Source organism: Pseudomonas sp. J452 (assembly GCF_024666525.1).
Lineage (GTDB): Bacteria > Pseudomonadota > Gammaproteobacteria > Pseudomonadales > Pseudomonadaceae > Aquipseudomonas.
Genome location: NZ_CP088294.1, coordinates 3,742,916 through 3,769,539 on the forward strand (window position 1 = coordinate 3,742,916; position 26,624 = coordinate 3,769,539).

General features: G+C 55.6%; 28 protein-coding genes. 10 read left to right on the plus strand and 18 right to left on the minus strand.

Annotation, left to right across the window (positions count from 1 at the left end):
- Positions 1–542 precede the first annotated feature (542 nt).
- Together LRS11_RS16905 and LRS11_RS22540 are read right to left on the minus strand one after the other, a co-directional pair.
- Entirely contained in the window at positions 543–773 is a 231-nt protein-coding gene (locus LRS11_RS16905; protein ID WP_260494056.1) for a BPSL0761 family protein, read from the minus strand.
- A 134-nt stretch (positions 774–907) separates the two neighbouring features.
- A complete protein-coding gene (locus LRS11_RS22540) occupies positions 908–1,126 on the minus strand; it encodes an antitoxin Xre/MbcA/ParS toxin-binding domain-containing protein (RefSeq protein WP_409519740.1) in 219 nt (72 codons plus the stop codon).
- 412 nt (positions 1,127–1,538) lie between these two features.
- Between LRS11_RS22540 and LRS11_RS16910 the strand changes: the two genes are divergently transcribed.
- The 4 genes from LRS11_RS16910 to LRS11_RS16925 all read left to right on the plus strand — a co-directional run bounded on the left by LRS11_RS16910 (position 1,539) and on the right by LRS11_RS16925 (position 6,224).
- On the plus strand, positions 1,539–2,714 hold the full coding sequence (locus LRS11_RS16910; RefSeq protein WP_260494057.1) for an SAVED domain-containing protein: 1,176 nt from the start codon (positions 1,539–1,541) through the stop codon (positions 2,712–2,714).
- The gene (locus tag LRS11_RS16915; RefSeq protein ID WP_260494058.1) at positions 2,714–3,967 is read left to right on the plus strand and encodes a nucleotidyltransferase; all 1,254 of its coding nucleotides are present in this window, start codon (positions 2,714–2,716) and stop codon (positions 3,965–3,967) included. The genes LRS11_RS16910 and LRS11_RS16915 overlap by 1 nt, the downstream gene beginning before the upstream one ends.
- Positions 3,951–5,735, plus strand: coding sequence for a ThiF family adenylyltransferase (locus LRS11_RS16920; protein WP_312026978.1), 1,785 nt, complete (start codon positions 3,951–3,953; stop codon positions 5,733–5,735). Before LRS11_RS16915 ends, LRS11_RS16920 begins: the two co-directional genes overlap by 17 nt.
- Before the next feature lie 276 nt (positions 5,736–6,011).
- A complete protein-coding gene (locus LRS11_RS16925; protein ID WP_260494060.1) occupies positions 6,012–6,224 on the plus strand; it encodes a hypothetical protein in 213 nt (70 codons plus the stop codon).
- Here the strand turns inward: LRS11_RS16925 and LRS11_RS16930 are convergent.
- Positions 6,221–6,769 (minus strand): 3'-5' exonuclease, encoded by a 549-nt coding sequence (locus LRS11_RS16930; protein ID WP_260494061.1) that lies wholly within the window; start codon positions 6,767–6,769, stop codon positions 6,221–6,223. The genes LRS11_RS16925 and LRS11_RS16930 overlap by 4 nt on opposite strands.
- Positions 6,770–6,857: 88 nt before the next feature.
- Here LRS11_RS16930 and LRS11_RS16935 point away from each other — a divergent pair, with 88 nt between their 5' ends.
- Entirely contained in the window at positions 6,858–7,754 is an 897-nt protein-coding gene (locus tag LRS11_RS16935; RefSeq protein ID WP_260494062.1) for a hypothetical protein, read from the plus strand.
- A gap of 28 nt (positions 7,755–7,782) precedes the next feature.
- On the opposite strand, the gene LRS11_RS16940 is transcribed toward LRS11_RS16935, so the two are convergent.
- Complete coding sequence (locus LRS11_RS16940; protein ID WP_260494063.1) at positions 7,783–8,742, minus strand: site-specific integrase; 960 nt, start codon at positions 8,740–8,742, stop codon at positions 7,783–7,785.
- Positions 8,743–8,924: 182 nt separating this feature from the next.
- On the opposite strand from LRS11_RS16940, the gene LRS11_RS16945 reads away from it, so the two are divergent.
- Together LRS11_RS16945 and LRS11_RS16950 are read left to right on the plus strand one after the other, a co-directional pair.
- Positions 8,925–9,926 (plus strand): DNA-binding protein, encoded by a 1,002-nt coding sequence (locus tag LRS11_RS16945; protein WP_260494064.1) that lies wholly within the window; start codon positions 8,925–8,927, stop codon positions 9,924–9,926.
- A gap of 68 nt (positions 9,927–9,994) precedes the next feature.
- A complete protein-coding gene (locus LRS11_RS16950; protein WP_260494065.1) occupies positions 9,995–10,198 on the plus strand; it encodes a hypothetical protein in 204 nt (67 codons plus the stop codon).
- Positions 10,199–10,488: 290 nt separating this feature from the next.
- On the opposite strand, the gene LRS11_RS16955 is transcribed toward LRS11_RS16950, so the two are convergent.
- Positions 10,489–11,577 (minus strand): competence protein CoiA, encoded by a 1,089-nt coding sequence (locus tag LRS11_RS16955; protein WP_260494066.1) that lies wholly within the window; start codon positions 11,575–11,577, stop codon positions 10,489–10,491.
- A gap of 256 nt (positions 11,578–11,833) precedes the next feature.
- Between LRS11_RS16955 and LRS11_RS16960 the strand changes: the two genes are divergently transcribed.
- Positions 11,834–12,937, plus strand: coding sequence for a hypothetical protein (locus LRS11_RS16960; protein ID WP_260494067.1), 1,104 nt, complete (start codon positions 11,834–11,836; stop codon positions 12,935–12,937).
- 466 nt (positions 12,938–13,403) lie between these two features.
- On the opposite strand, the gene LRS11_RS16965 is transcribed toward LRS11_RS16960, so the two are convergent.
- From LRS11_RS16965 to LRS11_RS16990, 6 genes are all read right to left on the minus strand, one after another.
- Entirely contained in the window at positions 13,404–14,381 is a 978-nt protein-coding gene (locus LRS11_RS16965; protein ID WP_260494068.1) for a TniQ family protein, read from the minus strand.
- 2 nt (positions 14,382–14,383) lie between these two features.
- Complete coding sequence (locus LRS11_RS16970) at positions 14,384–15,370, minus strand: ATP-binding protein (protein ID WP_260494069.1); 987 nt, start codon at positions 15,368–15,370, stop codon at positions 14,384–14,386.
- An 11-nt stretch (positions 15,371–15,381) separates the two neighbouring features.
- Positions 15,382–17,268: an integrase gene (locus LRS11_RS16975; RefSeq protein ID WP_260494070.1), complete on the minus strand. Its 1,887-nt coding sequence runs from the start codon at positions 17,266–17,268 to the stop codon at positions 15,382–15,384.
- Positions 17,261–17,893, minus strand: a complete 633-nt coding sequence (locus LRS11_RS16980) for a hypothetical protein (protein ID WP_260494071.1) — start codon at positions 17,891–17,893, stop codon at positions 17,261–17,263. The genes LRS11_RS16975 and LRS11_RS16980 overlap by 8 nt, the downstream gene beginning before the upstream one ends.
- 300 nt (positions 17,894–18,193) lie before the next feature.
- Entirely contained in the window at positions 18,194–18,850 is a 657-nt protein-coding gene (locus tag LRS11_RS16985) for a paraquat-inducible protein A (protein ID WP_260494072.1), read from the minus strand.
- Entirely contained in the window at positions 18,837–19,508 is a 672-nt protein-coding gene (locus LRS11_RS16990; RefSeq protein ID WP_260494073.1) for a paraquat-inducible protein A, read from the minus strand. The genes LRS11_RS16985 and LRS11_RS16990 overlap by 14 nt, the downstream gene beginning before the upstream one ends.
- 186 nt (positions 19,509–19,694) lie before the next feature.
- Between LRS11_RS16990 and LRS11_RS16995 the strand changes: the two genes are divergently transcribed.
- On the plus strand, positions 19,695–20,159 hold the full coding sequence (locus LRS11_RS16995; RefSeq protein WP_260494074.1) for a copper chaperone PCu(A)C: 465 nt from the start codon (positions 19,695–19,697) through the stop codon (positions 20,157–20,159).
- A gap of 18 nt (positions 20,160–20,177) precedes the next feature.
- Here the strand turns inward: LRS11_RS16995 and LRS11_RS17000 are convergent, their stop codons facing one another.
- Together LRS11_RS17000 and gorA are read right to left on the minus strand one after the other, a co-directional pair.
- Positions 20,178–20,801, minus strand: coding sequence for a trimeric intracellular cation channel family protein (locus LRS11_RS17000; RefSeq protein ID WP_260494075.1), 624 nt, complete (start codon positions 20,799–20,801; stop codon positions 20,178–20,180).
- Positions 20,802–20,807: 6 nt separating this feature from the next.
- Positions 20,808–22,166 (minus strand): glutathione-disulfide reductase, encoded by a 1,359-nt coding sequence (gene gorA, locus LRS11_RS17005; protein WP_260494076.1) that lies wholly within the window; start codon positions 22,164–22,166, stop codon positions 20,808–20,810.
- A gap of 73 nt (positions 22,167–22,239) precedes the next feature.
- On the opposite strand from gorA, the gene LRS11_RS17010 reads away from it, so the two are divergent.
- Entirely contained in the window at positions 22,240–22,662 is a 423-nt protein-coding gene (locus tag LRS11_RS17010) for a VOC family protein (protein ID WP_260494077.1), read from the plus strand.
- A 47-nt stretch (positions 22,663–22,709) separates the two neighbouring features.
- Here the strand turns inward: LRS11_RS17010 and galU are convergent, their stop codons facing one another.
- The 5 genes from galU to LRS11_RS17035 form a co-directional block, all read right to left on the minus strand.
- Positions 22,710–23,549, minus strand: coding sequence for a UTP--glucose-1-phosphate uridylyltransferase GalU (galU, locus tag LRS11_RS17015; RefSeq protein ID WP_173206387.1), 840 nt, complete (start codon positions 23,547–23,549; stop codon positions 22,710–22,712).
- Between the two features lie 165 nt (positions 23,550–23,714).
- Positions 23,715–24,746: an OmpA family protein gene (locus tag LRS11_RS17020; protein ID WP_260494078.1), complete on the minus strand. Its 1,032-nt coding sequence runs from the start codon at positions 24,744–24,746 to the stop codon at positions 23,715–23,717.
- 115 nt (positions 24,747–24,861) lie between these two features.
- Entirely contained in the window at positions 24,862–25,452 is a 591-nt protein-coding gene (gene sigX, locus LRS11_RS17025) for an RNA polymerase sigma factor SigX (RefSeq protein WP_182833914.1), read from the minus strand.
- Between the two features lie 85 nt (positions 25,453–25,537).
- Positions 25,538–26,362: a mechanosensitive ion channel family protein gene (locus tag LRS11_RS17030; RefSeq protein ID WP_260494079.1), complete on the minus strand. Its 825-nt coding sequence runs from the start codon at positions 26,360–26,362 to the stop codon at positions 25,538–25,540.
- A gap of 2 nt (positions 26,363–26,364) precedes the next feature.
- On the minus strand, positions 26,365–26,607 hold the full coding sequence (locus tag LRS11_RS17035) for a CrfX protein (protein ID WP_182833804.1): 243 nt from the start codon (positions 26,605–26,607) through the stop codon (positions 26,365–26,367).
- Between the last annotated feature and the right edge of the window lie 17 nt (positions 26,608–26,624).

A 26,624-nucleotide genomic window follows, 5' to 3' on the forward strand; every position in this document is an offset into this window, starting at 1 on the left:
GTTATTGCGGCATCACCTTGCATCACGACCACTGTTGCGCAACACTGGGCGCATCGGAGTGACTGACCAGATGAGACCGAGCACTCTCCAGCGGCGAAAGCCGTAGTCGCGCAAGGCGGCTCGCAAGTGGTGTCTGGATCGCAATATTCAAAAAAGGTGCCTATGGTGCCTTTTTTCGTTTCTGGCTACCGTTTGGTCGAAACTGGCTCCCCCGCATACACCTTTGAACACAGCAGACCAAACGCCATTCGGCCCGACAGCTGAGGCGCAGACATGCTCGGATCCTGCGGATAGGCGCTCTCAACCACTAGGTGCAGATCCTGTAGGCAGAGACTCCTGATCGGATAGATGCGCTTGTAAGCGCTTGGGATAGCGACGCTCCGAAGCCCCCAGCGAATTAACCTGTTCTCGCGCCTCGCCTGCCGCTACACTGGGCGCGCAGCCCAAGAGCTTCCTCTCCCGGGCGCTGTACCGGTGATGAAACTTGGTTCGAGGCGGCCCCTGAGGCCGCCTTTATCATTTCTGCCCAGCCGAAAGCGGCCCTAGCCTGTAATCGAGGAACTGAAGACGGGCCCCATAGCTCCCAGCGGCAAGGTCTCCGACTGCTCTTCTATTCGCCCCGCCAGGATCACATCGTCCTGTGTCGGGAAATGCCGCAAAAGGAACTTGGCATCTCGCCGCACCTTTTCAGGCAGGCTGCTATCTCGGGACAGTTCAACGAGAAAATCTCGAGTCTGCACCACAGCGCGAGAGCGCTCATTCGGCATTGTCATTCCCATCTCCATCAAAACCACGACTCCTCTGGCAGCATACGCCTGGATTCCTGATAAGTGGCTGATGCTGACGCAGTTGGACGCTGAGCCAAACACCCAAGACCTTTTGGCCGAGAGTAAGAGCAGCAACTTAGTCAAGCCGGCAGCCCGTACTCAATAGCGAGCAACACCTGGCGTACAGCTCGGCCACCGACCTCGGTGCTCAGCAGGGAAACGGGTTGCACGTTTCCTAACGCAATATTGGGCCGCGTGAGCCAGCGAGACGCCGCGACTTGATCTGACTCCAAGGCGTTCATCAGCACGTCGACAAGGTTAGCCAGTCGACAAAACGCATCGCCCTCAGCTGGCGTCATGAGGGAAGCCCTCTGGAGTAATACCGATCCAGCTTGCCACGACGCAGGGCTCAATCCCCAGCTCCTCCGCCAAGCGAGTGGTTAGCTCGACTTGGAGTCTTGCCATGGTCGCCTGATGCAGGCTCTTTTGGCTTTGGGGCAGCCCGAGTCGTTCAAGACTTTTCATCATGGCAACCACTGGTTGTGATGTTGGCACCAGCCCCGACACTGGTGCTGGTTAATTCATGGGCCGCCCTAGCGCTGCAGATGGAGGTTCATTTGTGCGCTGAAACTGCTCGCAGACCGCGGGTCTTATGCGAAGCAGCCTTATTTGAGCTGCTTCGCTTCACGCCCCTTGAATTCTGGCTTGATGGCCTCATTTGATCTTAAAGAGCCAGTACGTATCTGCGATCCAGATGCCCAAGGAGGGCAAGTGGAAAAACAAGAAAAGTCTAAGCCTGCCAACGGGCGGTACGATACCGATAATGAGACGAAGCGCATCGTCTGGATCCAATCAGCTGGTCATTGCGAGCTCTGTGGCACGGACCTCACGTACGATTATCGTGCAGGAAAGCCCATGAAATGGGGCGAGGTAGCCCACATCCTGCCAGCCAGCCCGAAGGGGCCAAGGGGGCGAGATGATCATGATGAGGCCAAGGCCGAGTCGCTCACCAACGATACCGCTAACCTCATGCTGCTCTGCCCTGGCTGCCATGAAAAAATCGATCGCGATGCTGATGGCTACCCAGAAAGCGATCTGAGCGGCCTGCACCAGGCATATTTGGAGCGAATCCGGTTGGCCGCAACCACGCCTGACGGCGGCAGAGCCATTCCGGTGATAGTGCAAAGTCAGCATTTCGCGACGATCAACGACATCCCTGTTCGTGATCTGTTGGGGGCAATGTCCGCAGAGGGACTAACTGCATTCGATCATGCCATCAAGATCACTTTCCCTGCCCCGAGTCATCGTGGCAGGGATGCCCACTACTGGCAGAGCATCCAGGACAGCGTTCAGCACGAGTTAGAGCAGCAGCTAAAGCGTCGTGGAGGAGCCTATGGCGATGCCCCTACCTTGGCCGTGGTGGGATTGGCAGACATCCCTGCGCTGATGATGCTGGGACAATCCTTGGGCGATCGATCCAAGCGTCTGCTCTTCTCGTTCAACCGCGAGCATCAGCTACGTTGGCCTAACCAGTCAGCTGAACCGCCGGAGTTTGTGTTTACCCCACCAGCGGATGGAGATGGTCCGCTTGCACTGGTGCTGTCTATTTCCGCTCAGGTCCCGCTTCGCGACGTCGAAGTGGCATTACCTGGCGCACGTATCGCAGAGTTAAGCATCCCAGAACCGAGTTACGCGATGGTTCAGAACCGTCGCGTGATTCACGCTTTTCGCGACGCCCTACAAATGCACTTGAGCCGACTTGAGGCCGCGACGGCAGACACAATTCATGTGTTTGCGGCCATTCCAGCTGCGTTGGCGATTGAGTTTGGTGCCTTGCTGACCACGCAACATCGGCATCCTTACCTGATTTTCGATCGAGACAAAGACAACCAAAACAGGTTCACGCCAACACTACAGTTGGGCCACCAGGCCCAGGAGGTCCGCTGATGTCCATGAGCAATGAGCAGAGCAAGCGCGGGAGCTGGGAACATTTTCTGCTCCGTGCAGCACGGGAGGTCTCACTGTCGGAAGCACAGTACGAGAAGATCAACGATCGATACTCCCAGCTGCAGAAAATCCTTAATGCATCCGACAATCCGCTACTGGCGGAGGCGCATATTTTTGTTCAGGGCTCCATGCGCCTGAAGACGACGATCAAACCCGTTTCTGGTGCTCCCGAAGATTTGGATACCATCGATGCGGACGCCATTATTTGGCTTCCCCATGCCCAGGGGGCTGGCGCTCAAGAAGTTCTGGATGCTATCGAAGAGCGATTCAGGACAGGCAGCCGCGTCCAAGAAGAAATCAAGCCGCTGCGTCGCGGCATCCGGATCGTCTATGCCGACGAAAACCCCGGATTCCATATCGATGTCACGCCAGCGCGTGCCATCAATGGGAACTCTCAAGGCAATGGCGAAGGTAAGCTGGAAGTGCCAGACCGGGAGACAGGATGGAAGGCGAGCAGCCCTATCCCCTACTCTAACTGGCTGCAGGTCGCTTCTACGCAGACGATCTCCTTCGAGGAGCATCTGGCTGTCGCGAAAAGTCAGCGTGCCTTTGATGCCGCCACTCAGGATCCGCTGCCTCAATATGAGGAGTACCTCGATCAAGACCCACTTAGGGCGACGATCAAGCTGCTGAAGCGGCATCGGGATGAGTGGGCCATTCGGACAAAGAATGAGAGCTTCCGACCTATTTCAGCAGTCATCACAACACTCGCCACTCATGCCTACCTGGACGTGGCGAAAGAGTCTCAGTCGAAACCGCTAAGGCCGCTGGACGCGATCCTCGAAATCGTACGGAGGATGCCGGATCACGTCAAACACCGGGGGAACGAATGCTTGGTCTGCAACCCCGCCGACAGCGGTGAAAACTTCGCGGAGAAATGGAATAGACCGAGCGAGGGGCATCGCTACCGCCGGGCGTTCCAAGACTGGCACTCGAATGCCAGCGCATCCGTATCACTGGGGCTTGAGAGCTTCGAGTCCGCAGAGGCCTTTGCCAAGGCGGTCAAGGAAAACTTTGGCATGGGGCCTGCCTTCATTTCTGCAGTAAATGGCGAGATTCCGTCCAACTGGACGATGCCAGGCCGCCCGGACGGAACCACCCGAAACTCCACGTCGATGGGCGCACTGTTTGGCGGTGTCAGCGGAACAGCGAACTCACAAGAGGATGTGAAGCCAGTTGGGCGTCTTGGTTGATCAGATGGAGACACCTCTGCAGCGGGGCATAGCCGCGCTGCGAGGCGCTCTTGGCGAAGATGCCGCACTTGCACTGCTTCAGCCTGTGACCACACGGTCTGACGAAGCCGCAAGTTATTACTTTCCTTTGCCCGTTGACTATACGGGCACGGAGCGGCGGCTACGTATCAGCTTTCCGAGGAATTTCCCCCGCGGCGGATTAAGGCTTACTGTCGAACCTTCGCCATGGCTTATATGGCCCCACGCCATGGAAGTCGGGCTCTGCCTGCATGGCTTCCAGGAGCGCCCAGTGATGGGCACCCCTGAATACGTGGTGTCGGATAGCCTGGCTCGGTTACGCAAGATCGTAAGCTTGTCCCAAATGGGGTCATGCGCGGCGGCGCGGGATGCCGAATTTCGGCGCGAAATCACATCCTACTGGTCGAGGCAGCAGGGACTGTCTCTACAGAACCTTATTCTTCTGGATCGCCCCCAAGCTGCCTCGCAGCTGTTTGCCCTAAGCGATCCTCGCCAAGCGTTGCCGTCCGGCCAGGAAACAGTCTGGCTCGCAACAGATCTGTCATCACTGAAAAGGCACTGCAAGCGCACGATTGGCCGATCCCCCAGGATGCGTGCTCCCGAGACCCCAGGCTTCTACGCAAAGCTTCAGAGTTATCCGGATCTGCGCATTCCGGCCCCTGAGTTACTGCTCACATGGCTCATTCCGCACCTTACTCCCGGCGACCGCACGCAGCTGTTGGCTTGGTTCAATGAGCGTGGCTCGCTACCTAACCGCTGGATCGCTTTGGAGCTTCCGGGAGATACCGGTGCTCCGATCTACTGCCTTAACGTTCGCGCTTACGGCCCACAGTTGGATCGAGGATCAAAGTTTTACCTACGTTCAGCGCGGCGCCGGCCAGCAGTCGCGGTAAGCCACCCCCCAGTTCTGATCCGAGCAACGACCCTGGATGTACTGGATCGGACAGAGATTTTGTCCCGTGACCTCAGCGGTGTGGCGCAGAACCTGGAAGCGGCTCGCGTAGTTTGTGTTGGGGTCGGCTCGTTGGGTAGTACGGTTGCCATACAGTTGGCGCGCTCGGGTGTTGGGCATCTGACACTCATTGACCCGGATCACTTGGTGTCGGCGAATCTCGGCAGGCATGTGCTCGGGGCCGATGACCTAGGCCTGGCCAAGGCCGAAGCGCTGCAGGAGCGAATTCGCAAAGACCTGCCTACCACGGAGGTCGCTGCGTTCGCAGACTTCGCTGAAGTGGTGATGTACCAGAATTCCGAGGTATTTGATAAAGCGGATCTGGTCGTAGTTACCACTGCGGATTGGCAGTCAGAGGTGGCTCTGTGGAGCGCCAAGTCGAATGGCACATCCTGGGGTCTACTCCAGGCCTGGAGCGAACCTCATACGCAGGTGGGGCATGTGCTCCTTGCACCATCGGGTGCATTTGATGCTCGAGGCCTATTCACAGAAAACGGTGAATTTAGGCACAAGTTCACCGAGTGGCCGGAAGGTGGTGTCGTCGCCCTTCCCGCCTGCGGAGAGAGTTTCATCCCAGGAGGTTCTCTGGGAATGGTGAACATTGCTTCAATGGTCTCTCAGGCCGCATTACGAGCATTGAGCGGCGGCACCGGAACCCCGATCTGGGTGAGCAGCATCAATAGCCCTCACGACGTGGCGACGCTGGGAGGGCAGTATCTGGGTCCTGAACTACCTACCGGCATGCAGCACGCTCAGGTGGAGCGCGATTGGCCGGAGCAATTGGAGACAGCTCGATGACGGCCATCGCCTGGCAATGGAGCTGGCCCGGGGTGGACACTCATCTGTTGGTATCGCAGGACGTTGCGAGCCTGTTGGAGCGCTATCGGCAGAGGCACTTCGATGTGGAGCGTGGGGGACAGCTATTCGTCGACCCCGCAAGCGCTGCCGGACTGGTACTTGCCTTAGCGACGCCCCCCCCATCGAGATGACCGGGCTGGAAGAACTTGGCTGGAGTTGAATGCTCACCGCTGCCGAGACGAAATTGAACGAGCCAATGCTGCCGGGCTCCGACTGGTGGGGTACTGGCATACTCACCCGCAAAGCATTCCTATGATCTCCCCCACTGATGTCGGGAGTTTTTCCAGGTTTGCCGCGCGCTACACACAAGATCTGCCGCGGCCGCTGGCAATCATCGTGGGCAACTCCAGCAGCCCTGAAGGCATAAAGGCTTGGTCCTTCAGGGAGGGGCGTTATGTTGAAGCTGCATGGGGTAGCTGGCCAGGTTAGCGGTTACACCCGCCTGCCAGCATTAGCGCGAAAAGCTCCGCCTGAAATCGTGCATCGTCCAACGCATTATGGTTGGGTGAGCTTTGGGGTTTGAGCCGAGCGGTCATTTGGGAGGATTTGGTTTCCTTCCAGCGGCAGCCGGTAGCCCCCATGTAATACGCCTTCATATCAATTGCGGTGAACCCAAAGGGGTTTGCCCCAGCATACTTGTGGAAGTAGTAATTGATGAAGGACCAGTCAAATGGAGTATTAAGCCCCACGAAAACGACTTTCTGATCTGCCGGGCATACCTGGGTCAGCCATTGCTCCAACTTGAGCATCGCGACCTGCGGAGCAAGCCCCTCGCTTTCTAGCCTTGTTAGATCAAGGCCAGTTACGGCCACTGCTTCCGGATCGTGCTGTATACCGTCAGGCTGAAGCTCAAGATAAATAGAGCTGGCAGGCTCACTCACGAGGCAGGCCCCAATGGAAAGCAAGCTATAGATGCCCGGCACCGGCCCGGAAGTTTCTACGTCGACGGAAACATAAAGCTCATCGCTCACCATTTTACCCCTTTATTTAGTCCGATCCATTCGGACAGTATGCGGTGAGTTGTATAAGCCGAACACCCACCCCCATGGAGACGTCAGCGTCATGGACAACGCTCGTGATCGTATTACACAGGAAATTGTTGAGGCCGAGGACCTTAAACTGCTGGTGGCAGTGGATACCTATGGCTACCAATGCCCTGGTTGCAAAACTCAGGCCTTCCCGCGCGCCTACCGCCAGGAGAACTTGGTTCGGGCTCACTTTCAACTTCGCGACCCTCACGTCTCAGGTTGTGAGGTGGAGGGCGAAACTAAGGTTATAGCGCAGGGCAAGCGCGGCAGTGTTCAGCAGGAATTAGAGACCTCGCCAGGTTTATCACCCGCCCGGCTGCAGCTGGTTGAAGACCGTACCATCGTCGATCCTGCGCTACCTCACACCGAGTGTCAGACACAGAGCGTCAGACGGTTGGATGGAGCTACTGGCCTGGTGCGACGAGAGGGACGACGCGCTGCGAACAGTATTCGTCCTATCTGCCGTGCTTTTTTGCGTTTCCCCTTCGATAGGCATCTTTCTTTAGCTATCCCGGGTATTGCCCCAACGACCTATCAAACCGCCTTCAAGAAACTTCGGGCGAAAGGGTTGGAGCCATGTCCGAATGCACGCATTTTCTATGGAGAACTGGCCTGGACGCCAGCCGCTGAATCGCCCGAACACATAACCATTTCACTCAACGCGGGCGAATGGGAGGAGAAAAAACTAACGCCTTACCAGGTGGTCGTCCTCTGGAGCGAGTGGTCAGCAGTTGCCTGCGGGCGGCTGAAAAACGAGCTGGAAATAGCCCGTCAAGAGAACATGAAAGCCAAAAAAGATAAGCAGGCATCCCGCAGTTACCTCTTCTTTGTGGGCGCCCAGGATGCTAAGAACCCTGCAATTTTCCATGTGCTGGACCATCGACTCATTTGCACCGCACATGACGAACTGGTGTTCCCAGTGCGCAGCTAGGGGCGGATCGGGGCCGCGGAAGGCGGTCTTATGGCAGTCCCTCGGGCCAGTTTGAGATGTGTTGTAGCGCACTCAGCTGCCCAGGGAACACCCCTGTGCTCTCGACATAGCGCAATGCCGATTGCCCATCGCTCCAGCCTACGTACTGCATCAGCGCTTTGAGATCCCAGCCGCTGCGGGTGGCCCAGGTGGCAAACCCGCGGCGCAGCGAGTGGCTACTGTACAGCTCCGAAGGCAGCCCTGCCGCCTGCAGTACGGCGCGCATGAGTGGGACAACGCTATTTGGGTGCAAGCCCTGCTCACCTAAGTGCCCCCAGCGATCAATTCCACGGAATACCGGCCCTCGAGCTATGCCCGCCACGCTGATCCAGTCGACGTAGGCTTGTACTGGGCACAGCCTGGCCAGCGCCGGGGCGTTGAAGGTCTGGCCTTGGTTGTCGCGATCACCTTTGCTCCAGGGCAGGAACAGTTGCATGCCCTCCCCGGTCCGCACCTGGATGTGTTCGACCTGCAGGCGGCACAGCTCATCGCTGCGAAACGCCCGCCAGAAGCCAATCAGCATCAACGCACGATCGCGACAACAGCGCAGCAACCGCGGCCAGTCGTCCTCCGCTCGTGCTCTCCCCTCGGCCTGCTCCAGCCACAGCACGCACTGCTCGAGTTGGCGTAATTGCAGCGGTTCAGCCTGCTTCTCCTGACGCGGATGCAGGGTACGGATGCCCTTGAGAATCTGACGAACCAATGGGGTCTTGGTCGGATCGGGGAAGCCTTGGCTGACGTGCCACTGCGCCAGTGCCGCCAGGCGCAGCTTGAGGGTGTTACTGGACAGCGTGGCGGCGTGATCGACCAGGTAGCGCACGATGGCATCGCTGGTCGCCGGCAGAAAGCCGCCCCAGGTGACTTCGAAGTGTTCGAGCGCCTGCTGGTAGCTGCGCCGGGTGTTAGCTCGGGTACCGGCCTGTAGGTACCGCTCGATGTCCTGGCTCATCTGAGCGCATCTCCCTGGTGTACCGGTGAGCGACTGCCAAACGACGAAAATGCCGCTTCACCTTGGATAATTCGTGATTACCCAATTCTAGATTATTGGCAGAAAAGAAGGGAAATTCTTGATAAAGTGCTATGTATCTACATGGTATGTACTACAGAACGAAATCGTTAGGAGTCCTCGTTATGGCCCGTGGTGGAATCAACAAAGCTGTCGTGAAGAAAGCGCGGAATGACCTCCTCGCCCGCGGCGTCCACCCCAGTATTGATGCGGTGCGTATCGAGCTGGGCAACACGGGCTCCAAGAGCACTATCCACCGGTACCTGAAGGAGCTGGAGGCCGAGAGCGAGCCGGCCTCGCCGGGAGATGCGTTGAGCGGACCGCTGACGAACCTAGTCGGCCATCTGCTGGATCAATTGAGGCAAGAAGCGCAGCAGTCCGTGGCCCAGACCCACGAAGCGTTGCTGCGCGAGCGCACGGCAGTACAGCAGCAATCGGCCGTACTCGAGCCTCGGATGCGAAACCTCGAATCACAGTGCTCGGGCCTGGCTCTACAGCTGCAAGCGGCCCAGGAGTTGGTTCTCCAGGAGCAGCAACAGCGGCAAACGGTCGAAATCGACAACGCTCGAATGGTTCAATCCCTGCGGGATCTGGAGGTACGCGTCAAGGAGCGCGAAGAGCGCATTCAATCGCTTGAAGACATGCATCAGCACGCTCGTGACGGCATGGAGCATTACCGCCAGGCCAGCAAGGAACAGCGAGAACAAGAGCAGCGCCGTCATGAAACCCAGGCCAGCCAGCTTCAGGCCGAGATACGCCAACTGCAACAAACGCTGATGATCAAGCATGACGAGCTGACACAGCTGAACCGTGACAACGCACGACTACTCACCGAGGCGCGACAACAGCAGAAAGATCAGCGTGCGCTGGAGCAGCTTCTCGCGCAGAGGAGTCAGGCGCTGGAAAACGCTCAGAGCACACTGGCTAGCATGGGGCGTACGAATGAAACACTCGAACAGCAACGCCAGGCCCTGCAGGGAGAAGTGACTCGGTTGGATGAAGCCCGCACAGCGCAAACAGAGCAAGTGCAGAGCCTGCAGCGACGGCTAGCCGAAACTACTGATCAATTGAAGGCACTCGGACATGTGTCGCCGCCAGCCCATGTGCCGATGCCTTCAAAGAGTTAGTACAGGCGACTGCCCTGATCAGTCCCTGCCCAAGTGACAACGATTATTGGCCCGCAACAGGAACATCAATGCCGACGAAAGACGAATTGCGAGAGATCCTCGCGCGCCAGGCAGGGGAATTTCAGCACGCCGGCGGTGAGGTTGTTCTCTATGCCGCCAAGAGCGAGCCCACCAAGAAGCCCTGGAAGAAGAGACCGAGCCTGCTCGATGAAGCCTTTCGCCGTGAGCTGGAGAAGTCGGAAAAGGAGCTTCGGGACAAAGAGTGCCCATGAGCCCGGAGCCCCACTCCTGCATCGCCGCCGGCCTGCACATCATCGTGGAGGCTATCGCCGTGTCAACCAGGTGGTTCACTGCAGATAACAAGCCCTGTGCAGTTGTCCAGGTCATAAGCAACAAAGGTGGGCCAATGGGCCATCAGATCCAGTCGCAGCCCTGCCCTGTCTTCGAGCTTGACGCCGAAATGGAGGCCTTCCGCGAGTTAGCTGTGTTCTTCGGCAGCCCCCAGCACGCCGGCCGGCGGTAAGTTCAGGGCCGATCTCAAGCCTGTGACAAGCTCGGGGCGCTACGTAGTGCATCTGCTCGAAGTGCCTGAGGTCCGCACCCCGGCCGAGCTATCCCCGCCCGCCCGATCCTCATAGGTATGCTCCGCGTCCAGTAAGTCATGATCGAGTCGCCATTGCTGCAAGCTGTGGCTTATGCCCCACCAGTTGGCGGCTTTCACCAAGCTTGCACTGGCCTGGATAGAGCAACTGCCAACTTTTCTTTCCGCATAGGCGGCCCGCTTGACGTTCTCCCCTGGAACCTTAGCCTCGCAGTGTGGGCACACATCACTCGGCATCATCGAGACCGGCATCCCGCAAGCTAGTAATTCAGTGCGAAGTGCCGCTGAGGCTAAGAGTGTTTTGTGGTGAAGCCAAAACGGCTCCCGGCTTGCTTCACCATTAATGATTAGCAGGGACGTGGCCTCATGGTCCCGCCTGCAGTAAAAGCAGTGCGCCGGCGAAGCGTACTGGTCGATCACCGCTTGCTCGCCTACCTGCATACTGCCAAACCAAAAACGCCGATTGAGTAATGCTCGTATGAACTGGGCTATGGGAATCCCACGCAAGCGGAAAATGGGGTTTGGTGGTGAGTCATCAGCTTTGTGATGGATCATCATCTGCTTGGCATAAACCTCATAAGTGCCGTCAGAGTGCACTCCGACTCTCACTGCGGGGATTTGCTCTCGCACCAGAAACTGCTCCTGGCGATGAAGCCAGAGGGCTTTTACACCAGCGGATTTGTATCTGGCATGCCGCTCAACAGTGACCTTGTCGCTTTGCCGGCTCCACTGAACCTCGATCGCAAACCTTGCCCGGCCGCGGGAAGCCATAACGTCGGCCACCCACAATTCGCCTTCGCGAGATTCACCCCGCACCTCCGTTTCAGCGTCCCATCCGCTCTCAATAAGCGCCTCGCACACCTGCAGCTTAATCTCCAAGTGCTCGGCAGACTCCGATGCCGAAGTGCAGGTACCTTTGACTTTGTGCGCGAAGAACCGGGTTCCGCGTTCGCTCTTCTTTAAGACTACGCCGCGGCCGCAGCAGGGCATGCTCAGGTGCCGAAATTGGGCATTGGACTGCCGCAGCGCCTCCCACTCCCACTCGCTCATCTTGAATGAATGGATGCTCTTCCTATCCGCGTCGACGCAACGTAGAGGCATAGCAACTCAACAGCCAGTAGGAGTGGGACGATCTGCCAGACCGGTAGCGATAAATGGAGGCGCATACCGGTTGTACTCTGGCGTTGGGCCATGGGCCAAGTGCAGACGAGCATCGCACCTACAACCGACACAATCATAGCTAAGCTCAAATACGAGCATGCGCACACCGCGAGGCCATGCCGTTTTCACAACAAGCGATCCTATAATGAACCAACCAGATGAAGACATACCCAGAGCAAGCGAGGCGGAACATTTCGCTTTGGACTTTCCTTATCGGAAGTCGGTAAGAATCCGACGCGATCTGAAGCACTTTGATCTCTGGTTACAAGCAACCTACGAAATCACGATCGATAGGCCAATCCCTTTAGCCTATATCTACAAAGACTTCTTTCTCAGCCACGTCGCGCTCTATCCAAGCTCGGCGATGCCAGGTCGCCTACTGTCGGCAGACTTGGAGAATGAATTGCTTGGGTCAGGGTTACTAGATGCTGATGAGCTCAGTTGCCAGCAAGTAGCCTCGATGGTTTTGTCCGTCCTTCGCTGGCAGCACCATCGATACAAGGCAATAGATGCTCAGAAACTGTTGCGCGAGTTGCTTCCTTTTTATCGGCAGGTCCAATGGATAACGCGCAACAAAGAACTCACCTATCAATCGGCACTAAAGTCTGCAAGAGTTCTAAATGTGTTCCGTCGCCATCAGGTAACAAGCCCTCAACCTGAGCGCGACCTAGCCATGATCTTGCTGACCTGGGAATACGACTTTAGTCCATCAGAACTGATTCAGTTGAGCTTTGATAGCATTCGAATAAACCGCAGACCTCTAGAGTGGATATACCTCCGCTCTGAACTTCCAGTAAAGCTGGATCATATGACAGCTGTAACCATCTTTACCCTCCTTTGCGAGAATGTTGACTTGATGGACCTCAAGTCCCACGGGTTTATGAACCGCCAGGATGGCGGGGCCTGGCGTGCCCTGACCGTAAGTGAGGTCGAGGTGATCCTGGAGCGCCATTACCGATATGCGGGTACCCTATATGGATTTGATCATTACTATGTCCCTGCCGGACCACCAACACCTGACCTCTTGCCGCAGGAGGAAGCGGCATTTACCAAAGCGTTAAAAAGGTTCACCAAGGATCTGTATGCTGGTCAGGGTTCGACTGAAGGGGAGCACGAGGACGATGACTGGGATGCAGCTGTCCGAAAAATGTCGCTACAGCGAACTTCAGCAGAGGCGGAATCCCGCATGAATGAAGAGCAAGTTGATTGGGATGCGGTCATCAAGAATATAGGCTCAAGCGTTAATTAGGCGGATAACCTTAAGCCAACTCTGACCATGAGGAGGACTTTCCTCGTCAGGTGGCAATTCCAAGGGACTTGGCTCGCGGCCCGTTTTCCATGAGTGAGCCGATATAAATGTCATGCTTGGTGGGCTCACGCTCCGCTCAGTGAGAACTACAGCCCAACATACGGGATGTAAAAGTCGCCGATATGGAATATCAGCATACTCCGGCGTGTCCACCCCCTTGGCCAGCGCCTCCCTCTGCTCCATCTGCCGCTTGAGCAGCGTAACAACTTCACAGCCAAGCATTTGTCGAAGCAACCAACGCTCGGCTGCAGGCGTTACCTGCCGGAACAGGCCATGCCCTTTCTTCTCCGCTATCCATGCGGCCACCTTCACCTTGCTGCCGTGCGTCGAATGCAGTAGTTCACGCGGCACTTTAGCCTGGCGCCAATAGCATAACCAATCAATGTAGACGAGCACGCTATAATAATTAGCGGGCAGCAAGGCCCCCCTCAATGTCGCGCCAAAACATTTCTAGCGAATTACTAGTTAAACAAATTTTCGAAATATAGTTTTTTTTGAAATTCCTAAAAATCGACTTCGAAATACTCACCAACTCATTGACTAAAATCTCACTGTCGGTGCCTGCCTCCTCTTGTTTAATTTTATCGGAGTGTAAAAATGTGGGGTATTGGCGCAGCGAAGATTGGAATGAAGGCGCACAAGCCATTGCTTGCAGGTCACGAAATAAATCTGCCTCTACTCGAGCAAACTGCTGAACGGAATGCGACAGTTGTAATACATTATCGCAATGCAGATCTGCGGGGCCGACAATATCGAACACAATGTGCTCGTTCTCTCCCCCCAGCATTCTATGGACCTGTCGCAAGCGCGACATACCCGGAGCGCTGATAAAACGCAACGATTGAGGGTCGCGCCCACTTCCAAGTTGGCGACCGCAGTGCCAACAGCCATAGAGATATTTAAATAAGGTAGCATTAAAATCGTAACTCATGGTTGCAGCGCAGTGCTGGCAATGATTAAGCAAGTCGATCGCATGTACTGGACATGTTTCAATGAGTTCATATTGAAATAGCGTATAATGCCGACCTTGCGACAAACAAATCGGACAATATCTAAGCTCAGAAGCCACGTGTCGGTCAGAGCCAATATAAGCAGGTGTAAGAAATAAGAATTTAGCCTGCTGCGAACTCAAGCCGAACAAATCTTGCAAACCAGCCATTCCCACAGACTCAATATGAGCTAGATTTTTGAAGTGTCTAGCCCTGGAGTGTTGAGAGCCGCAATGTTGTTTGATGATCTTAACTAGTGATCCACCCTTGACGACATTGAACAATCCAAATCTACAAATAACTGAGTAAATCGATTCATATGGAATATATCTTGGTCTTAGCCCACAGTATCTTTGGTTAGGACGTAGCAACTCTTCGCGCAGGGTGATAATCATATCTAGGCTAACGTGTTCGCCACTTTAGAGTTGCGAGCGGCAACCGCGAACCAGGACTCTTCGATGAGCGACATGCAGATCGCCGGGGACAGTGAGAAGCTCGCACTATCATTATCGCAGTATTCAGTTAGGAGGATTTCAATGGTTTTCGTAAAGTACTTCATCGGAATCTCCATATCAGCCTTTATTCCTAGCCCTTTGTAGGACTCTTTGAACGCATCCCAGAGCATATCTCCATAGTCTTGCAGCCGAAGTCCAGCCGCAAACGCATCAGGAAAGAAAAAACGCGTATATGTCCAATTACTTCCTTCCGGAAAAACGGCGCTATCATAATAACCAAGGCAATCTACGAAATCCTCTTTGCTGCGGATACCACGAAATGAGTGCTCATAAAGCAGAAAACGATTAACTATGGCTTCCCCTTCCTCACCAGATTTTAGCAAAGTTTCTTTATGGCCTAGCAACTGATTCTGCCCAACCAAGATAGGCAGCAACGTGACACTTTTCTCCATCAAAGCATTGTATATATCTTTGATCCAGTCATAGTGAATCGGAAGTAATCTTGATGCTTCATCAATGAACAAAATAAAAATTCTGCGCGGATCATTCAGCGCTGCGTCAATAATAAAGTTCTTTAACCTCGATTTTTTGATACTGATGCTGCAATAATCTTCCCATTTAGCATGACCAACGACTTCCAGTAGAGAGGTATAGAAGCCGCCCTTGCTGGGCGATATATCGCGTTCAGCAAAGAATATTGCCACTGGGATATTTGGGAAATCAATACTTAAACACTGCCTGCAGTAAAGCATAGCTCGCGTTTTGCCGTAGCGGACGCGTCCATAAATAACTAGCCCTGAGTCGAGTCGTTTGATTGCCTTCAACACCATGGCATAAGTTTCGCCAATAGAATACGTAGGCATCAAATAAGCTTTACTGCTAACAGGATGTTCTTCGATACGGATAGGCCGCATATCCTTGATATCCATATGCTATCCTCTCAGAGTGTAAAAACCTTGGTAAGTTTAATGCGCTCTGCATTAGTTCTCTCTGGCGCATCAGTGCCGCCAGTATTGCTTTGAGATGGCTCATCACTGACGCGCCCAGTCTCCTTATATAAGGTGGTAGCAACTCTTCGCGAAATCTCACCAGTAGACGATTTTAAACGCCGGAATGCCTCGACGGGAGCTTCGTCACGAGAAAATTGGAATTGGCCTTTCTTCGTTGCCTTCCACAATTCGCTTCGCACTTTAAGACTGTGCGGCTGTTGGTACCAAGGGTGAGGAGCTCTTAGAACTCCAACAAAAGCGCCATCCTCATCTAAGAGTCTGAGAAATGAAATATCGTCACGTGAATACTCTACGAACATATTTCTTCCAGCGGAGTCGCTTCTAAGGACATCGGGATTCTTGTACTTCAGATATGCAAAATTAACGTAAGCCCCGCCATATTTTGAAGAAGTTCGCACGACCACCGACTCCCGAGCCATTGCAAATAGAGTCGGATCCCTGAGAGCGTCAGGCAATGTGTTGGGTGGAAGAGAGTTCTGATCACCTCTCAGACAGAAAATCCCCAGCGGTGAATGCGCTTGCAACGATGAGTGAGGGCGACCATTGTAGTCAGAGATCAAGATATCAATGGTGCTTTTCAGCTCTTCTAGTGTCATTAGCAGTTTCAGAGGATTCTTTGACTTGGGAGATAAGCGTTCAATAATTTTATCTCGACTATCACTGCCGGTTGTGCCAATTATCCGGTGTGAATAATGTTGTACGACAAACAGGAAGAATCGCTCGATAATGGCTCGGTCATTAGGCGTATGGGGGCGCCCAAACTCAGTAACACACCCTACTCGATCGTGAAGAACCCGGACAACATTCGTGGCTTGGTGAGCCCAAGCATTATCAAGTTTGAGAGTTGACCATGTTTCCCAGGCATATCCGTGCTCACTTGGAAACCCGCCAGCGGTAGAGTAATGAATATCTGGAGTAACTTGGGACGGTCGTTGATGCGGTGTTAAGCTGTTAAATATAGCCTTTAAAAGGTCAATCTGGTCGTACGTATGGCCTAGAGCAATGGAGTATCCCAGCACACAGCGCGAAAAAACATCAATTAGCAAAATTAGCCAAACCCTTAAAATTTCGTATCTGATTGGCTGTCCAAAACTGTCTAATTCTTCAATGACTAATCGGATGTCGAGCATGTGGCCGTCAGTCTCCACCTGCTGCAGAATATCGGTAGGAGGAACATTGTCATTTATATCAGAGGCATTCCTATCTTTCTCATCTAACGCCTTTAATTCTTTGCTCTTCGACTTCAGATATTCTCTCAAGGCCGATCGGGCAAGTGTCTTTCGATTAAATGGATAATGATCTTTGCTGATCGACAATGATGTGCATTGCGCTAAAAAATTATTATGTACAACATCAAAGCTATCACCACCTTGGCTCCTTGGCTTATAACTTCGGGCAGTCTTATCTAACCATGATTGTATTTTTGGGTGTTCAGCTATTAGCTTGCTAAATGCCCCAGCATCTCCCTGAGCTGCTCCATCATTGGAGTCGCCTAGATCTTTCTCGCGATTATATTTTTTATCACCATTGCGTCTATATGGAATGGCTCCTTTGAAGCCAATAACCACTCCATCCGCATCCAATGCAAGACATCTATTAATAGATCTATACAGTGTTGATCGCGGTAGACCATACGTATCTTCTATCTCGCGCAGGGTTGCACCATTTTTCAGATAAGCTCTAATTGCTTTGATTCTATTGTCTGTCGCCCCTCTTATATTCTCGGCAACAAGCTCAATATCTATACCCCTCCACGCATCACATGAATACCCAGCGGCAAGGAATTCATTACGAGAAAAGCGAGTTGAGTCACTCATGCCTCACCCGAATTACACCTAGCTGAGTTAATCCGCTGATCCTTTTGTATCGAACATCAAATAGTTCTACCCTACCCCGCCTGACAAGCTCAAACAGTAGCGCCGCTGCGCCACCACCATATCCAGACTGCAAGTCACTTACTGAGTCGCTTATTGTTCCCTTGCTTCGATCAATCGAATGAAATGCAAATTCAAGGTTCTTCTCAGTAAATATCTCTCTATATTTGTTAATGTATGACAGCATGCAAAGCAGATTTTCTGCATACATCTGCTCTTCACTCAGGCATTTAGCCCCTAAGAACTCAGCTTTGATACCGTTGCTTTCGCAATACTCGACTATCTCAGCTTTAACATTTCCGGTGATTTCGCGGCTAGAAAAGACAAAATGTAAAACGCCATGCATTTCGCACTGAAGTGCAACTGATACTTTTTTGCGTTCCAGATTTAAAGTAGCCTGATTTACAAGTACATCTGTGGCATAGGGGTTAAACTCGAGCCCAGCCCAGCGCCAGAAGCTCGGTCGACAGTAAAGCCTTACCTGAGTATTCTTTTTAGGGCTGTATGCCAAAAACTCAGGCGCGCCCGCCGGCCTACCCTTTGCATCCAATGTAATAAAGGCTGCCATTCGTATGGCCTCTCAGCTTTTGCACTATAATTCCCTGGAAAATTAGCAATTTACGAAAGTTTCATATTTGCAGGGCAAGCGCGAAAGTTTCAAATTCCCAAGAATTATGGTGGCAATTTCTGCGCAACTCAGAATTTTTGGAGATAAGGAGGGGGTTGGTAATAATTAATTGAATTGAAAATCACCAAAAACTATCCAGTGAAAGGCGTTTTTAGCGACTAGGTGAAAGTTTCAAATTAAGTTGGTTGCACTATTACGGAGTCACAAGATGTCTTTGCATGCCGCCCCCCCCCCCTCTGATCAACCCTGCGCTTTGTCGCTCGGCAAATCGGCGCTGCCGTCCTCTACCTCTTCTGCATCGGTGTTATCCCAGATCAATCGCGGATCGAACGTCACTGCCGCGATCATGGTCAGGATCACCACGCAGCAAAACGCGATCGCACCGGGAGCCGCCTGGATGCTGGCGATGTTGCCGAAATTGACCAGTGCAACCAGGATTGCGATGACAAAGATATCGAGCATGGACCAGCGTCCAATCCACTCGATAAAACGGTACATCAGGATGCGCTGCTGGGCTGACATCGGCTGATGGCGTTGTACCGAGTACAGCAGCAAGGCGATACCCACCAGCTTGAAGGTCGGCACCAGGATGCTGGCGATGAACACCACCGCCGCGATTGGCAGCATATCGGCATGGATCAGTTCCAGTACGCCGCCCATGATGGTCGACGGCGCGCCGTTGCCAAAGAAGTTGATGGTCATGATCGGCAGCAAGTTGGCCGGAATGTAGAGAACCGCCGCGGTGATCAGCAAGGCCCAGGTCCGGGTGATACTGTCCGGGCGGCGCATATGCAGCCTGGAGCCGCAACGCGCACAGTGCTGTACTTGGTCTTCGATCAAGTATTCCAGCTGATGGCATTCGCCGCAGACCAGAATTCCGGCATCAAGTGCGCGCATGGTTATCTTCCTCTTCACTGAGTGCATCCCACACCTGATGCGGAGACATGGTCACCTCGAGCCACACCTGAGCCAGCATCAAGGCGATGAAACAGGCCATGCCAACGCCCAGATGCAGGTCGGCAAGACCGACCAGTTTGACGATCGAGACGATAATGCCGAACAAGTAGATTTCCAGCATGCCCCATTCACGCAGGTGGTGGTACGCCCGGTACAACTGTATGCCGAGGGGGCGCCAGCTTGGGAATGGCAAACTCAGCAGGACCAGAAGCTGGCACAGCAGCTTGAGCAGCGGGATCAGCATGCTGCAGAGAAAGACCACCGCGGCCACGGCTTTCATGTCGGACTGGTACAGCCCCACTACCCCGCTCCACACCGTGTCGACGGCGTTCTGGCCCAGCAGGTTGAGACTCATGATCGGCAGGAAGTTGGCCGGGATGAACAGCAGCAATGCCGTCAGCACCAGGGCCAGGGCGCGGCGCTGCATCTGCGCACGGTGCACCACCAGTTCGTAGCCACAGCGCGGGCAGCTGGCTTTCTGCTCCTCACCAACATGCGGGTGATGCATGAGCAGGTCGCACTCATGGCAGGCAATCAGATCTTTCAGCGGCGGTAGCGCTTGCCGGGTATCCACGGGTTGCCCCGAATCCTGAATCATCGTATTGCTCCGTACTCATCACAGGCCGGCTTGGCGGGTGCCATCATGCAGATATTACCTGCACAGGTGCAGGTTTAGCCCGCCTGGGGTTTAGCTTTCTGAATAATCTGTGCCGCTTTGCCACAGCCAGTGGGTGCTGGCTTCATGCTAGGGTTGGCCAATCGATAACCTGGAGACTTTTCCACGATGCGTCTGAAACCTGCCGCCCTTGCCTTGCTGGCACTGTTGGGCAACTGCGCACTGGCTCATGAGTTCACTGTAGGCGATCTGCACATCGAACACCCCTGGTCACGCGCCCTGCCCCCCAATGCCCCCAACGGCGGTGCCTATTTCGTCGTGCACAACCAGGCGCAAAGTGCTGATCGCCTGCTTGCCGTCAGCACGCCGCGAGCGGCCAAAGCCGAACTGCATACCCATCTGATGCTGGGTGAGGTGATGAAAATGCAGAAGGTCGACTCGGTCAGCATCCCCGCAGGTGGCGAAGTACGCTTCGCCCCAGGCGGAAATCACGTGATGCTGTTTGGCCTGACCCAACCACTGGTGGCCGGCGAGCGCTTTGCGCTGACGCTGGAGTTCGAGAAGGCTGGCAAGGTGGACGTTGAGGTGGCTATCGAAGCCGAAGCGCCTGTCGATGCACACGCCCACCATTGAGTGAAGTCGGCGCCTGGCTCAGTCGCGATCCAGCAAATGGAACTGCGGCAGGCCCAGGTGCCACTGGATGGCCGCCAGGCGCACACCGAGCACGGTCAGCATGGCTACCCCGGTATCCAGCCAGTGCGGTGTCTGCAGTTCACGCAGGCCAATGAACACCAGCGAGCCGAGAATGCAGGCGGTAGCGTAGATCTCTTTCTTGAAGATCAGCGGAATCTCGTTGCAGATAACATCGCGCATCACACCACCGGCCACGCCGGTCATCACGCCCATGATCACCGCAGTGCTGTAGGGCACGTTGTGCTGCAGGGCGACTTCTGTGCCGATCACGGTAAACACAGCCAGACCAAAAGCGTCCGCAATCAGCAGGCCGCGCTCGTGGATCGGACGGGTCAGGCGCACCCAGAGCACAGTGCCGATGGCTGCCAGCGAGGCAACCAGGATATAGGTGTCATTGCGAATCCAGCTGACCGGGTGGTTATCCAGGATCACATCACGCAGGGTCCCTCCCCCTAGCGCGGTGACGATGGCGATCACCAGCACACCGAACAGATCCATGGACTTGCGCCCGGCCATCAGGGCGCCGGTGATGGCGAATACGGCGACCCCGAACAGGTCGGCCAGGTAGAAAAGCTGTTGCATGGGAACTCAGGCGCTTACAGGGGTGCGCATGGTAACAAACTCCTCGGCGGCCGTTGGATGGATGCCCAGGGTCTCGTCGAAGATCTGCTTGGTCGCGCCAGCCTTGAGTGCCACGGCCAAGCCCTGGATGATCTCGCCCGACTCCGGGCCGACCATGTGGCAGCCCAGTACGCGATCGTTCTCGGCATCCACCACCAACTTCATCAGGGTTCGCTCCTGGCATTCGGTGAGGCTCAGCTGCATCGGCCGGAAACGACTCTCGAAAACTTTGACCACATGCCCAGCCGCCCTCGCCTGCTCTTCGCTCAGGCCTACGGTGGCGATATTCGGCAGGCTGAACACGGCGGTCGGGATCAGGTTGTAATCCACCTTGCGGTACTCCTGCGGGCGGAACAGCCGACGGGCCACGGCCATGCCTTCGGCCAGGGCCACCGGGGTCAGCTGTACGCGACCGATCACATCACCGAGGGCGAGGATCGACGGTTCGCTGCTCACGTAGTTTTCGTCGACCTTGATGAAGCCGCGCTCATCCAGCTCGACGGCGGTATTTTCCAGGCCGAGATTGTCCAGCATCGGCCGGCGCCCAGTGGCATAGAACACGCAATCGGTCGGCAACTGGCGACCATCCTGCAGCGTGGCCAGCAGGCTGCCGTCGGGCTGGCGGTCAATCCTGGCGATATCACTGTTGAATTGTAGGTCCAGCCCCTTGCGGGTCAGCTCGTCTTTCAGGTGCTGGCGCACCGCACCATCGAAGCCGCGCAGGAACAATTCGCGGCGGTACAGCAGTGATGTCTGTGCACCGAGGCCATGGAAGATCGAGGCGAACTCGACGGCGATATAGCCGCCCCCGACCACCAGCACGCGCTTGGGCAGCTCCTTGAGAAAGAACGCCTCGTTGGAGGTGATTGCCAGCTCCTTGCCGGGAATATCCGGCACTTGCGGCCAGCCGCCGATGGCGATGAGGATATTGGCTGCGCTGTAACGCTGGCCGTTGACCTCGACGCTGTGCTTGTCGAGCAGGCGGGCGTGCCCTTCCAGCAGCTCTACCCCGCTATTGAGCAACAGATTGCGGTAGATGCCATTGAGACGCTGGATCTCGCGGTTCTTGTTAGCGATCAGGGTGGGCCAGTCGAAGCTGGCTTGCTCACTGCTCCAGCCGAATCCCTGCGCCTGCTCGAAGGTCTCGGCCAAATGGGCGCCGTAGACCAGCAGCTTCTTCGGCACACAGCCAACATTGACGCAGGTGCCGCCTAGATAACGGCTTTCCGCTACCGCCACCTTGGCGCCGTAGCCAGCAGCGAAACGTGCGGCACGTACACCGCCGGAACCGGCGCCGATGACGAAAAGGTCGAAGTCGTAGGGCATGGGTTGTGATCTCCTTAGCAGGCTGCCAGCATACCCCAACGTCCTCGCCGAACGTTCGCCAGGAGTGCCTGAGATGCGCCCTAGCCTGACCCATATCGCCCTGCATGTGCCCGACTTGCAGGCCTGTATCGACTTCTATGAGCAATTCTGCGGCATGCGCATCATCCATGAGCGAGCCGGCAAGGGCTCGAAAATCGTGTGGATGGCCGAGCCGGGCAAGGAGCACCAGTTCATCTTCGTGATCATGCCCGGCGGAAGCGAGCGCCACCTAGCGGCGGACGACTACAGCCATTTCGGCTTCGCCCTGGACAGTCGTCAACAGGTCGACACAGTGGCCGAGCAAGCCGAACTGGCAGGCTGCCTGATCTGGGCTCCGCGTGAGGAACCCTACCCTGTCGGCTACTACTGCGGATTGCGCGACCCCGCCGGTAACTATGTCGAATTCAGCTATGGCCAGCCACTCGGGCCTGGTTCCGAGCACCTGCCAATCCCCTGAAATACAAAAGCCACCCGCAGGTGGCTTTCGCTGGCATGGCGCCTGAATCAGTAGGCCCGGCCGGTCTTGTACAGGTGTTCGAAGCAGAAGTTGGTCGCGTCGATGTAGCCTTCCGCGCCACCGCAGTCAAAACGCTTGCCCTTGAACTTGTAGGCGATCACGCAACCATCCTGAGCCTGTTTCATCAGCGCATCGGTGATCTGAATCTCGCCACCCTTGCCCGGCTCGGTCTTCTCGATCAGCTCGAAGATGTCCGGGGTGAGGATATAGCGACCGATGATCGCCAGGTTGGACGGCGCGTCTTCCGGCTTCGGCTTCTCGACCATGGTGTTCACCCGGTAGATGTCATCGCGGATCATCTCGCCAGAAATCACGCCATATTTCGAGGTTTCCTCCGGCGGCACTTCCTGGATGGCCACGATGGAGCAGCGGAACTGGTTGTACAGCTTGACCATCTGCTGCAACACGCCATCACCTTCGAGGTTGAGGCACAGGTCGTCGGCCAGAACCACGGCGAATGGTTCGTCACCAATCAGCGGGCGGCCGCTGAGGATGGCGTGACCCAGGCCCTTCATTTCGACCTGACGGGTATAGGCAAAGCTGCACTCATCGATCAGGCGACGGATACCGACCAGGTATTTTTCCTTGTCGGTGCCCTGGATCTGGTGCTCCAGCTCGTAGCTGATGTCGAAATGGTCTTCCAGGGCACGCTTGCCGCGGCCGGTGACCATGGCAATTTCAGTCAGGCCTGCTTCCAAGGCCTCCTCAACGCCGTACTGGATCAGTGGCTTGTTGACCACTGGCAGCATTTCCTTGGGCATGGCCTTGGTTGCGGGGAGAAAGCGGGTGCCATAGCCGGCAGCCGGGAAGAGACATTTCTTGATCATGGGAGTCCTGGATACAACTATGAATAAACTGTCGCGCAGTCTAATCAGGCGGCGCGGGCCTTACAATGGCACGGATAAGGACACTATCGATGCCAGGTAAATAAGATTATCTCGGGTACAAAAAACCCGGCCGAGGCCGGGTTCTTTGTGAGGCTACAGGGGCAATTACTTGGCCTGAGCTTCTACTTCAGCTTCTACGCGACGGTTAACAGCGCGGCCAGCTTCGCTAGCGTTGTCTGCAACCGGGCGGGACTCGCCGTAACCGACCGAGTTAACGCGCTCGGCGCCAACGCTGTACTGGTTGACCAGAACATCACGAACTGCGTTGGCACGACGCTCGGACAGTTTCTGGTTGTAGGCGTCGGTACCCACGGAGTCGGTGTGACCTTCCACGGTGGTAGCGGTTTGCGGGTACTGGTTCATGAAGTCAGCCAGGTTCTTGATATCACCGTAGCTTTCTTCTTTGACCTGGGCCTTGTCGAAGTCGAACTTCACGTCCAGTTCAACACGAACCACTTCAGCAACAGCCGGGCAGCCATCGGCGTCAACGGTGGTGTTGGCCGGGGTGTCCGGGCACTTGTCGACGTTGTCGCAAACGCCGTCGTTGTCGCTGTCGCTGCACACGTCAGCTACTGGCTCAACGGCCGGAGCCGGCTTGGAGCCGCCACCGAAGTTCAGGCCGATACCAACGCTCGGGGCCCACTCGGTGTCGCCCTGGTCGATGTTGTACTGAGCTTCAACACCAGCACGGGCGTAGAAATTCTCGGTGAAGTACATCTTGGCACCGCCGCCCAGGTTGGCGAAGGTGGAGCCGTTACGGCCGCTGTTGCCGTTCTGGCCGATGCTCTGATCAGAGAAACCAGCGGATACGTACGGGCGCAGGGTGTCGCCCGGAGCGTTGAAATGGTACAGGGCATCCAGAGCGGTGTTGGAGCCTTTGATGTTACGGCCGTCGTCGCTACGGGCGTTGTGTACTTCGTCGTAGCCCAGACGCAGTTCAACGGCATCGGTCAGGAAGTAGCCAACGGAGGCGCCGAACAGGTTGCCGTTGTTGTCGAAGTCGCGGGCGCTATCGAAGAACTCTTTCTTGGCAAAGCCTTCGATTTCTACAGCGCCTTGGCCTTGTGCCAGTACATTCAGCGAAGAAGCAGCGATCAGCGAGCCGATGACTACGCCCAAGGTATTTTTCAGTTTCATCCGTAAATCCCCATCATGATATTGCAGTGAGTTGCCCCTACGGTCATGCGGAGCAACTTGGCGGCGGAGTCTAGCAGAATGACCGGGCAGCGTGCTTGAGATAATTTGCCGCAGACTAAGTTTCGTCGACGCCAGCAAATTTCTCGCGCAGACGATCAAGTGCGCGCTTGTAGCGCATTTTGGTTGCGCTGAGGCCCATATGCATGATGTCGGCAATTTCCTGGAACTCCAGTTCGGCGACAAAACGCAAAACCAGGATCTCCCGGTCTATTGGATTGACATGCACCAGCCAGCGATCGAGACCACCACGCTCTTCGGCTTTGGGGGTCTTCTCTTCGGAGGCCTCTTCCAGCGGATCGAGACTTAGCGCATCAAGCAAACGGCGCTTGCGGCGCTCTTTGCGATATTGGGTAATGCATTCGTTATAAGTGATGCTATATAGCCATGTCTTGAACTTGGACTTGCCTTCGAAGTTCTTCAGGCCATACAGAACCTTGAGCATGACTTCCTGACAAACATCATCCGCATCACGCTCATTACCCAAATAGCGGGCACACACATTGAACAGGGTGCGCTGGTAGCGCCGCATGAGTTCTTCGTATGCGCGAGTGACGTGAAACAGCTCGACATGCGCCCGCTGCACCAACTCCTCATCCGAGAGTTCGCGCGGGTCGTAACGCATTGATAGCGATTGGCCTGTATTCAAAACGGGTCGTGCCGACAAAGAGGTCAGGTGGCAGCCAGCGCCCACAGAATGGGCACTGGCGGCATACATTAGCAGGGATTGACGGTCAGCGACTGCTGACGTGCTGCTCGAGCAGGGTGCGGTTAGCCAGCGAGACCAGCTCCCCGTCCTCGGTCAGGAGTACGGTTTTTACCGTACCAATCTCCTCGATCTGCCCTTCGACCTCACCCACCTTCACTTGTTGCCCGACTTCATAGAGTTCGCGCACATAAATGCCGGCGAGGATCTGCCCGGCGATATCGCGACTGCCCAGTCCCAAAGCCAGGGCGATAGCCAAGCCAATGGAGATCAACACGATGGCGATCACGTTGTTGAGCAGTTCGGTTTTCACTTCCAGCTGACCGATGGCCACCGAGATGCTGATAATGATCACCAGCCCCTGGGCAACGCGCCCCAGGCCGGCGGCGTAGTCCAGACCAACGCCTTCCGCGGCGCCGCGGACAATGCCACTGAGCAGCTGAGCCAACAGCACACCGGCCAGCATGATGGCTGCCGCGCCGAGAACTTTCGGCAGGTACAGGGCGAGTACGTCGAGGGTGGCGGATACGCGGTCCAGCCCGAGGGACTCGGCGGCGGAAACCAGGAAGATCAGCAGGACGAACCAGTAGACGATTTTGCCGATCAGGGTCGAAACCGGCACCTGAATGCCCACACGGGAGAGCATTTTGGTCAGCCCGGTACCCGACATCAGGCGATCCAGGCCAACCTTGGCCAGAAGCTTGGAGAGCAAGGTATCGAGCAGCTTCGCCACCACGAAACCGAGCAGCACCACCACCAGCGCACCGAACAGGCGCGGGATGAAGCCGGCGATAGGAGCCCACACCGAGCTCATGGCGTTAACGAGACTTTGAGTCCAGGGGTCGAATTCCATATTCAATCAGCCTTGTCTGCGGAGCGCGGGGATGAGGTGCGGGAAACCGGGGTTACATGGGCCGAGCCGTTGTTCAGCGCAATCATCAGGGCCTCGATACAGTGCCCCATGAGACTAAACAGATCGCCCACGCCAACCTGGCGGTTGGCCGTTTTCAGGACGCGACCGAGTGTGGCGTCGTCGTCATGGGTGGTCGTGTGCGACTTGAGCAAGTCGCGCAAGGATTCTTCGAACGGATCGTGCATGCGCACCTCGCGTGGAT

What these genes read in the sequence shown, in the direction of transcription:
- LRS11_RS16905 (WP_260494056.1), bottom strand. Translation starts at nt 773, where the DNA reads ATGACAATGCCGAATGAGCGCTCTCGCGCTGTGGTGCAGACTCGAGAT.
- LRS11_RS22540 (WP_409519740.1), bottom strand. Translation starts at nt 1,126, where the DNA reads ATGACGCCAGCTGAGGGCGATGCGTTTTGTCGACTGGCTAACCTTGTC.
- LRS11_RS16915 (WP_260494058.1), top strand. Translation starts at nt 2,714, where the DNA reads ATGTCCATGAGCAATGAGCAGAGCAAGCGCGGGAGCTGGGAACATTTT.
- LRS11_RS16930 (WP_260494061.1), bottom strand. Translation starts at nt 6,769, where the DNA reads ATGGTGAGCGATGAGCTTTATGTTTCCGTCGACGTAGAAACTTCCGGG.
- LRS11_RS16935 (WP_260494062.1), top strand. Translation starts at nt 6,858, where the DNA reads ATGGACAACGCTCGTGATCGTATTACACAGGAAATTGTTGAGGCCGAG.
- LRS11_RS16940 (WP_260494063.1), bottom strand. Translation starts at nt 8,742, where the DNA reads ATGAGCCAGGACATCGAGCGGTACCTACAGGCCGGTACCCGAGCTAAC.
- LRS11_RS16945 (WP_260494064.1), top strand. Translation starts at nt 8,925, where the DNA reads ATGGCCCGTGGTGGAATCAACAAAGCTGTCGTGAAGAAAGCGCGGAAT.
- LRS11_RS16950 (WP_260494065.1), top strand. Translation starts at nt 9,995, where the DNA reads ATGCCGACGAAAGACGAATTGCGAGAGATCCTCGCGCGCCAGGCAGGG.
- LRS11_RS16955 (WP_260494066.1), bottom strand. Translation starts at nt 11,577, where the DNA reads ATGAGCGAGTGGGAGTGGGAGGCGCTGCGGCAGTCCAATGCCCAATTT.
- LRS11_RS16960 (WP_260494067.1), top strand. Translation starts at nt 11,834, where the DNA reads ATGAACCAACCAGATGAAGACATACCCAGAGCAAGCGAGGCGGAACAT.
- LRS11_RS16965 (WP_260494068.1), bottom strand. Translation starts at nt 14,381, where the DNA reads ATGATTATCACCCTGCGCGAAGAGTTGCTACGTCCTAACCAAAGATAC.
- LRS11_RS16970 (WP_260494069.1), bottom strand. Translation starts at nt 15,370, where the DNA reads ATGGATATCAAGGATATGCGGCCTATCCGTATCGAAGAACATCCTGTT.
- LRS11_RS16975 (WP_260494070.1), bottom strand. Translation starts at nt 17,268, where the DNA reads ATGAGTGACTCAACTCGCTTTTCTCGTAATGAATTCCTTGCCGCTGGG.
- LRS11_RS16980 (WP_260494071.1), bottom strand. Translation starts at nt 17,893, where the DNA reads ATGGCAGCCTTTATTACATTGGATGCAAAGGGTAGGCCGGCGGGCGCG.
- LRS11_RS16985 (WP_260494072.1), bottom strand. Translation starts at nt 18,850, where the DNA reads ATGCGCGCACTTGATGCCGGAATTCTGGTCTGCGGCGAATGCCATCAG.
- LRS11_RS16990 (WP_260494073.1), bottom strand. Translation starts at nt 19,508, where the DNA reads ATGATTCAGGATTCGGGGCAACCCGTGGATACCCGGCAAGCGCTACCG.
- LRS11_RS16995 (WP_260494074.1), top strand. Translation starts at nt 19,695, where the DNA reads ATGCGTCTGAAACCTGCCGCCCTTGCCTTGCTGGCACTGTTGGGCAAC.
- LRS11_RS17000 (WP_260494075.1), bottom strand. Translation starts at nt 20,801, where the DNA reads ATGCAACAGCTTTTCTACCTGGCCGACCTGTTCGGGGTCGCCGTATTC.
- gorA (WP_260494076.1), bottom strand. Translation starts at nt 22,166, where the DNA reads ATGCCCTACGACTTCGACCTTTTCGTCATCGGCGCCGGTTCCGGCGGT.
- LRS11_RS17010 (WP_260494077.1), top strand. Translation starts at nt 22,240, where the DNA reads ATGCGCCCTAGCCTGACCCATATCGCCCTGCATGTGCCCGACTTGCAG.
- galU (WP_173206387.1), bottom strand. Translation starts at nt 23,549, where the DNA reads ATGATCAAGAAATGTCTCTTCCCGGCTGCCGGCTATGGCACCCGCTTT.
- LRS11_RS17020 (WP_260494078.1), bottom strand. Translation starts at nt 24,746, where the DNA reads ATGAAACTGAAAAATACCTTGGGCGTAGTCATCGGCTCGCTGATCGCT.
- LRS11_RS17030 (WP_260494079.1), bottom strand. Translation starts at nt 26,362, where the DNA reads ATGGAATTCGACCCCTGGACTCAAAGTCTCGTTAACGCCATGAGCTCG.
- LRS11_RS17035 (WP_182833804.1), bottom strand. Translation starts at nt 26,607, where the DNA reads ATGCACGATCCGTTCGAAGAATCCTTGCGCGACTTGCTCAAGTCGCAC.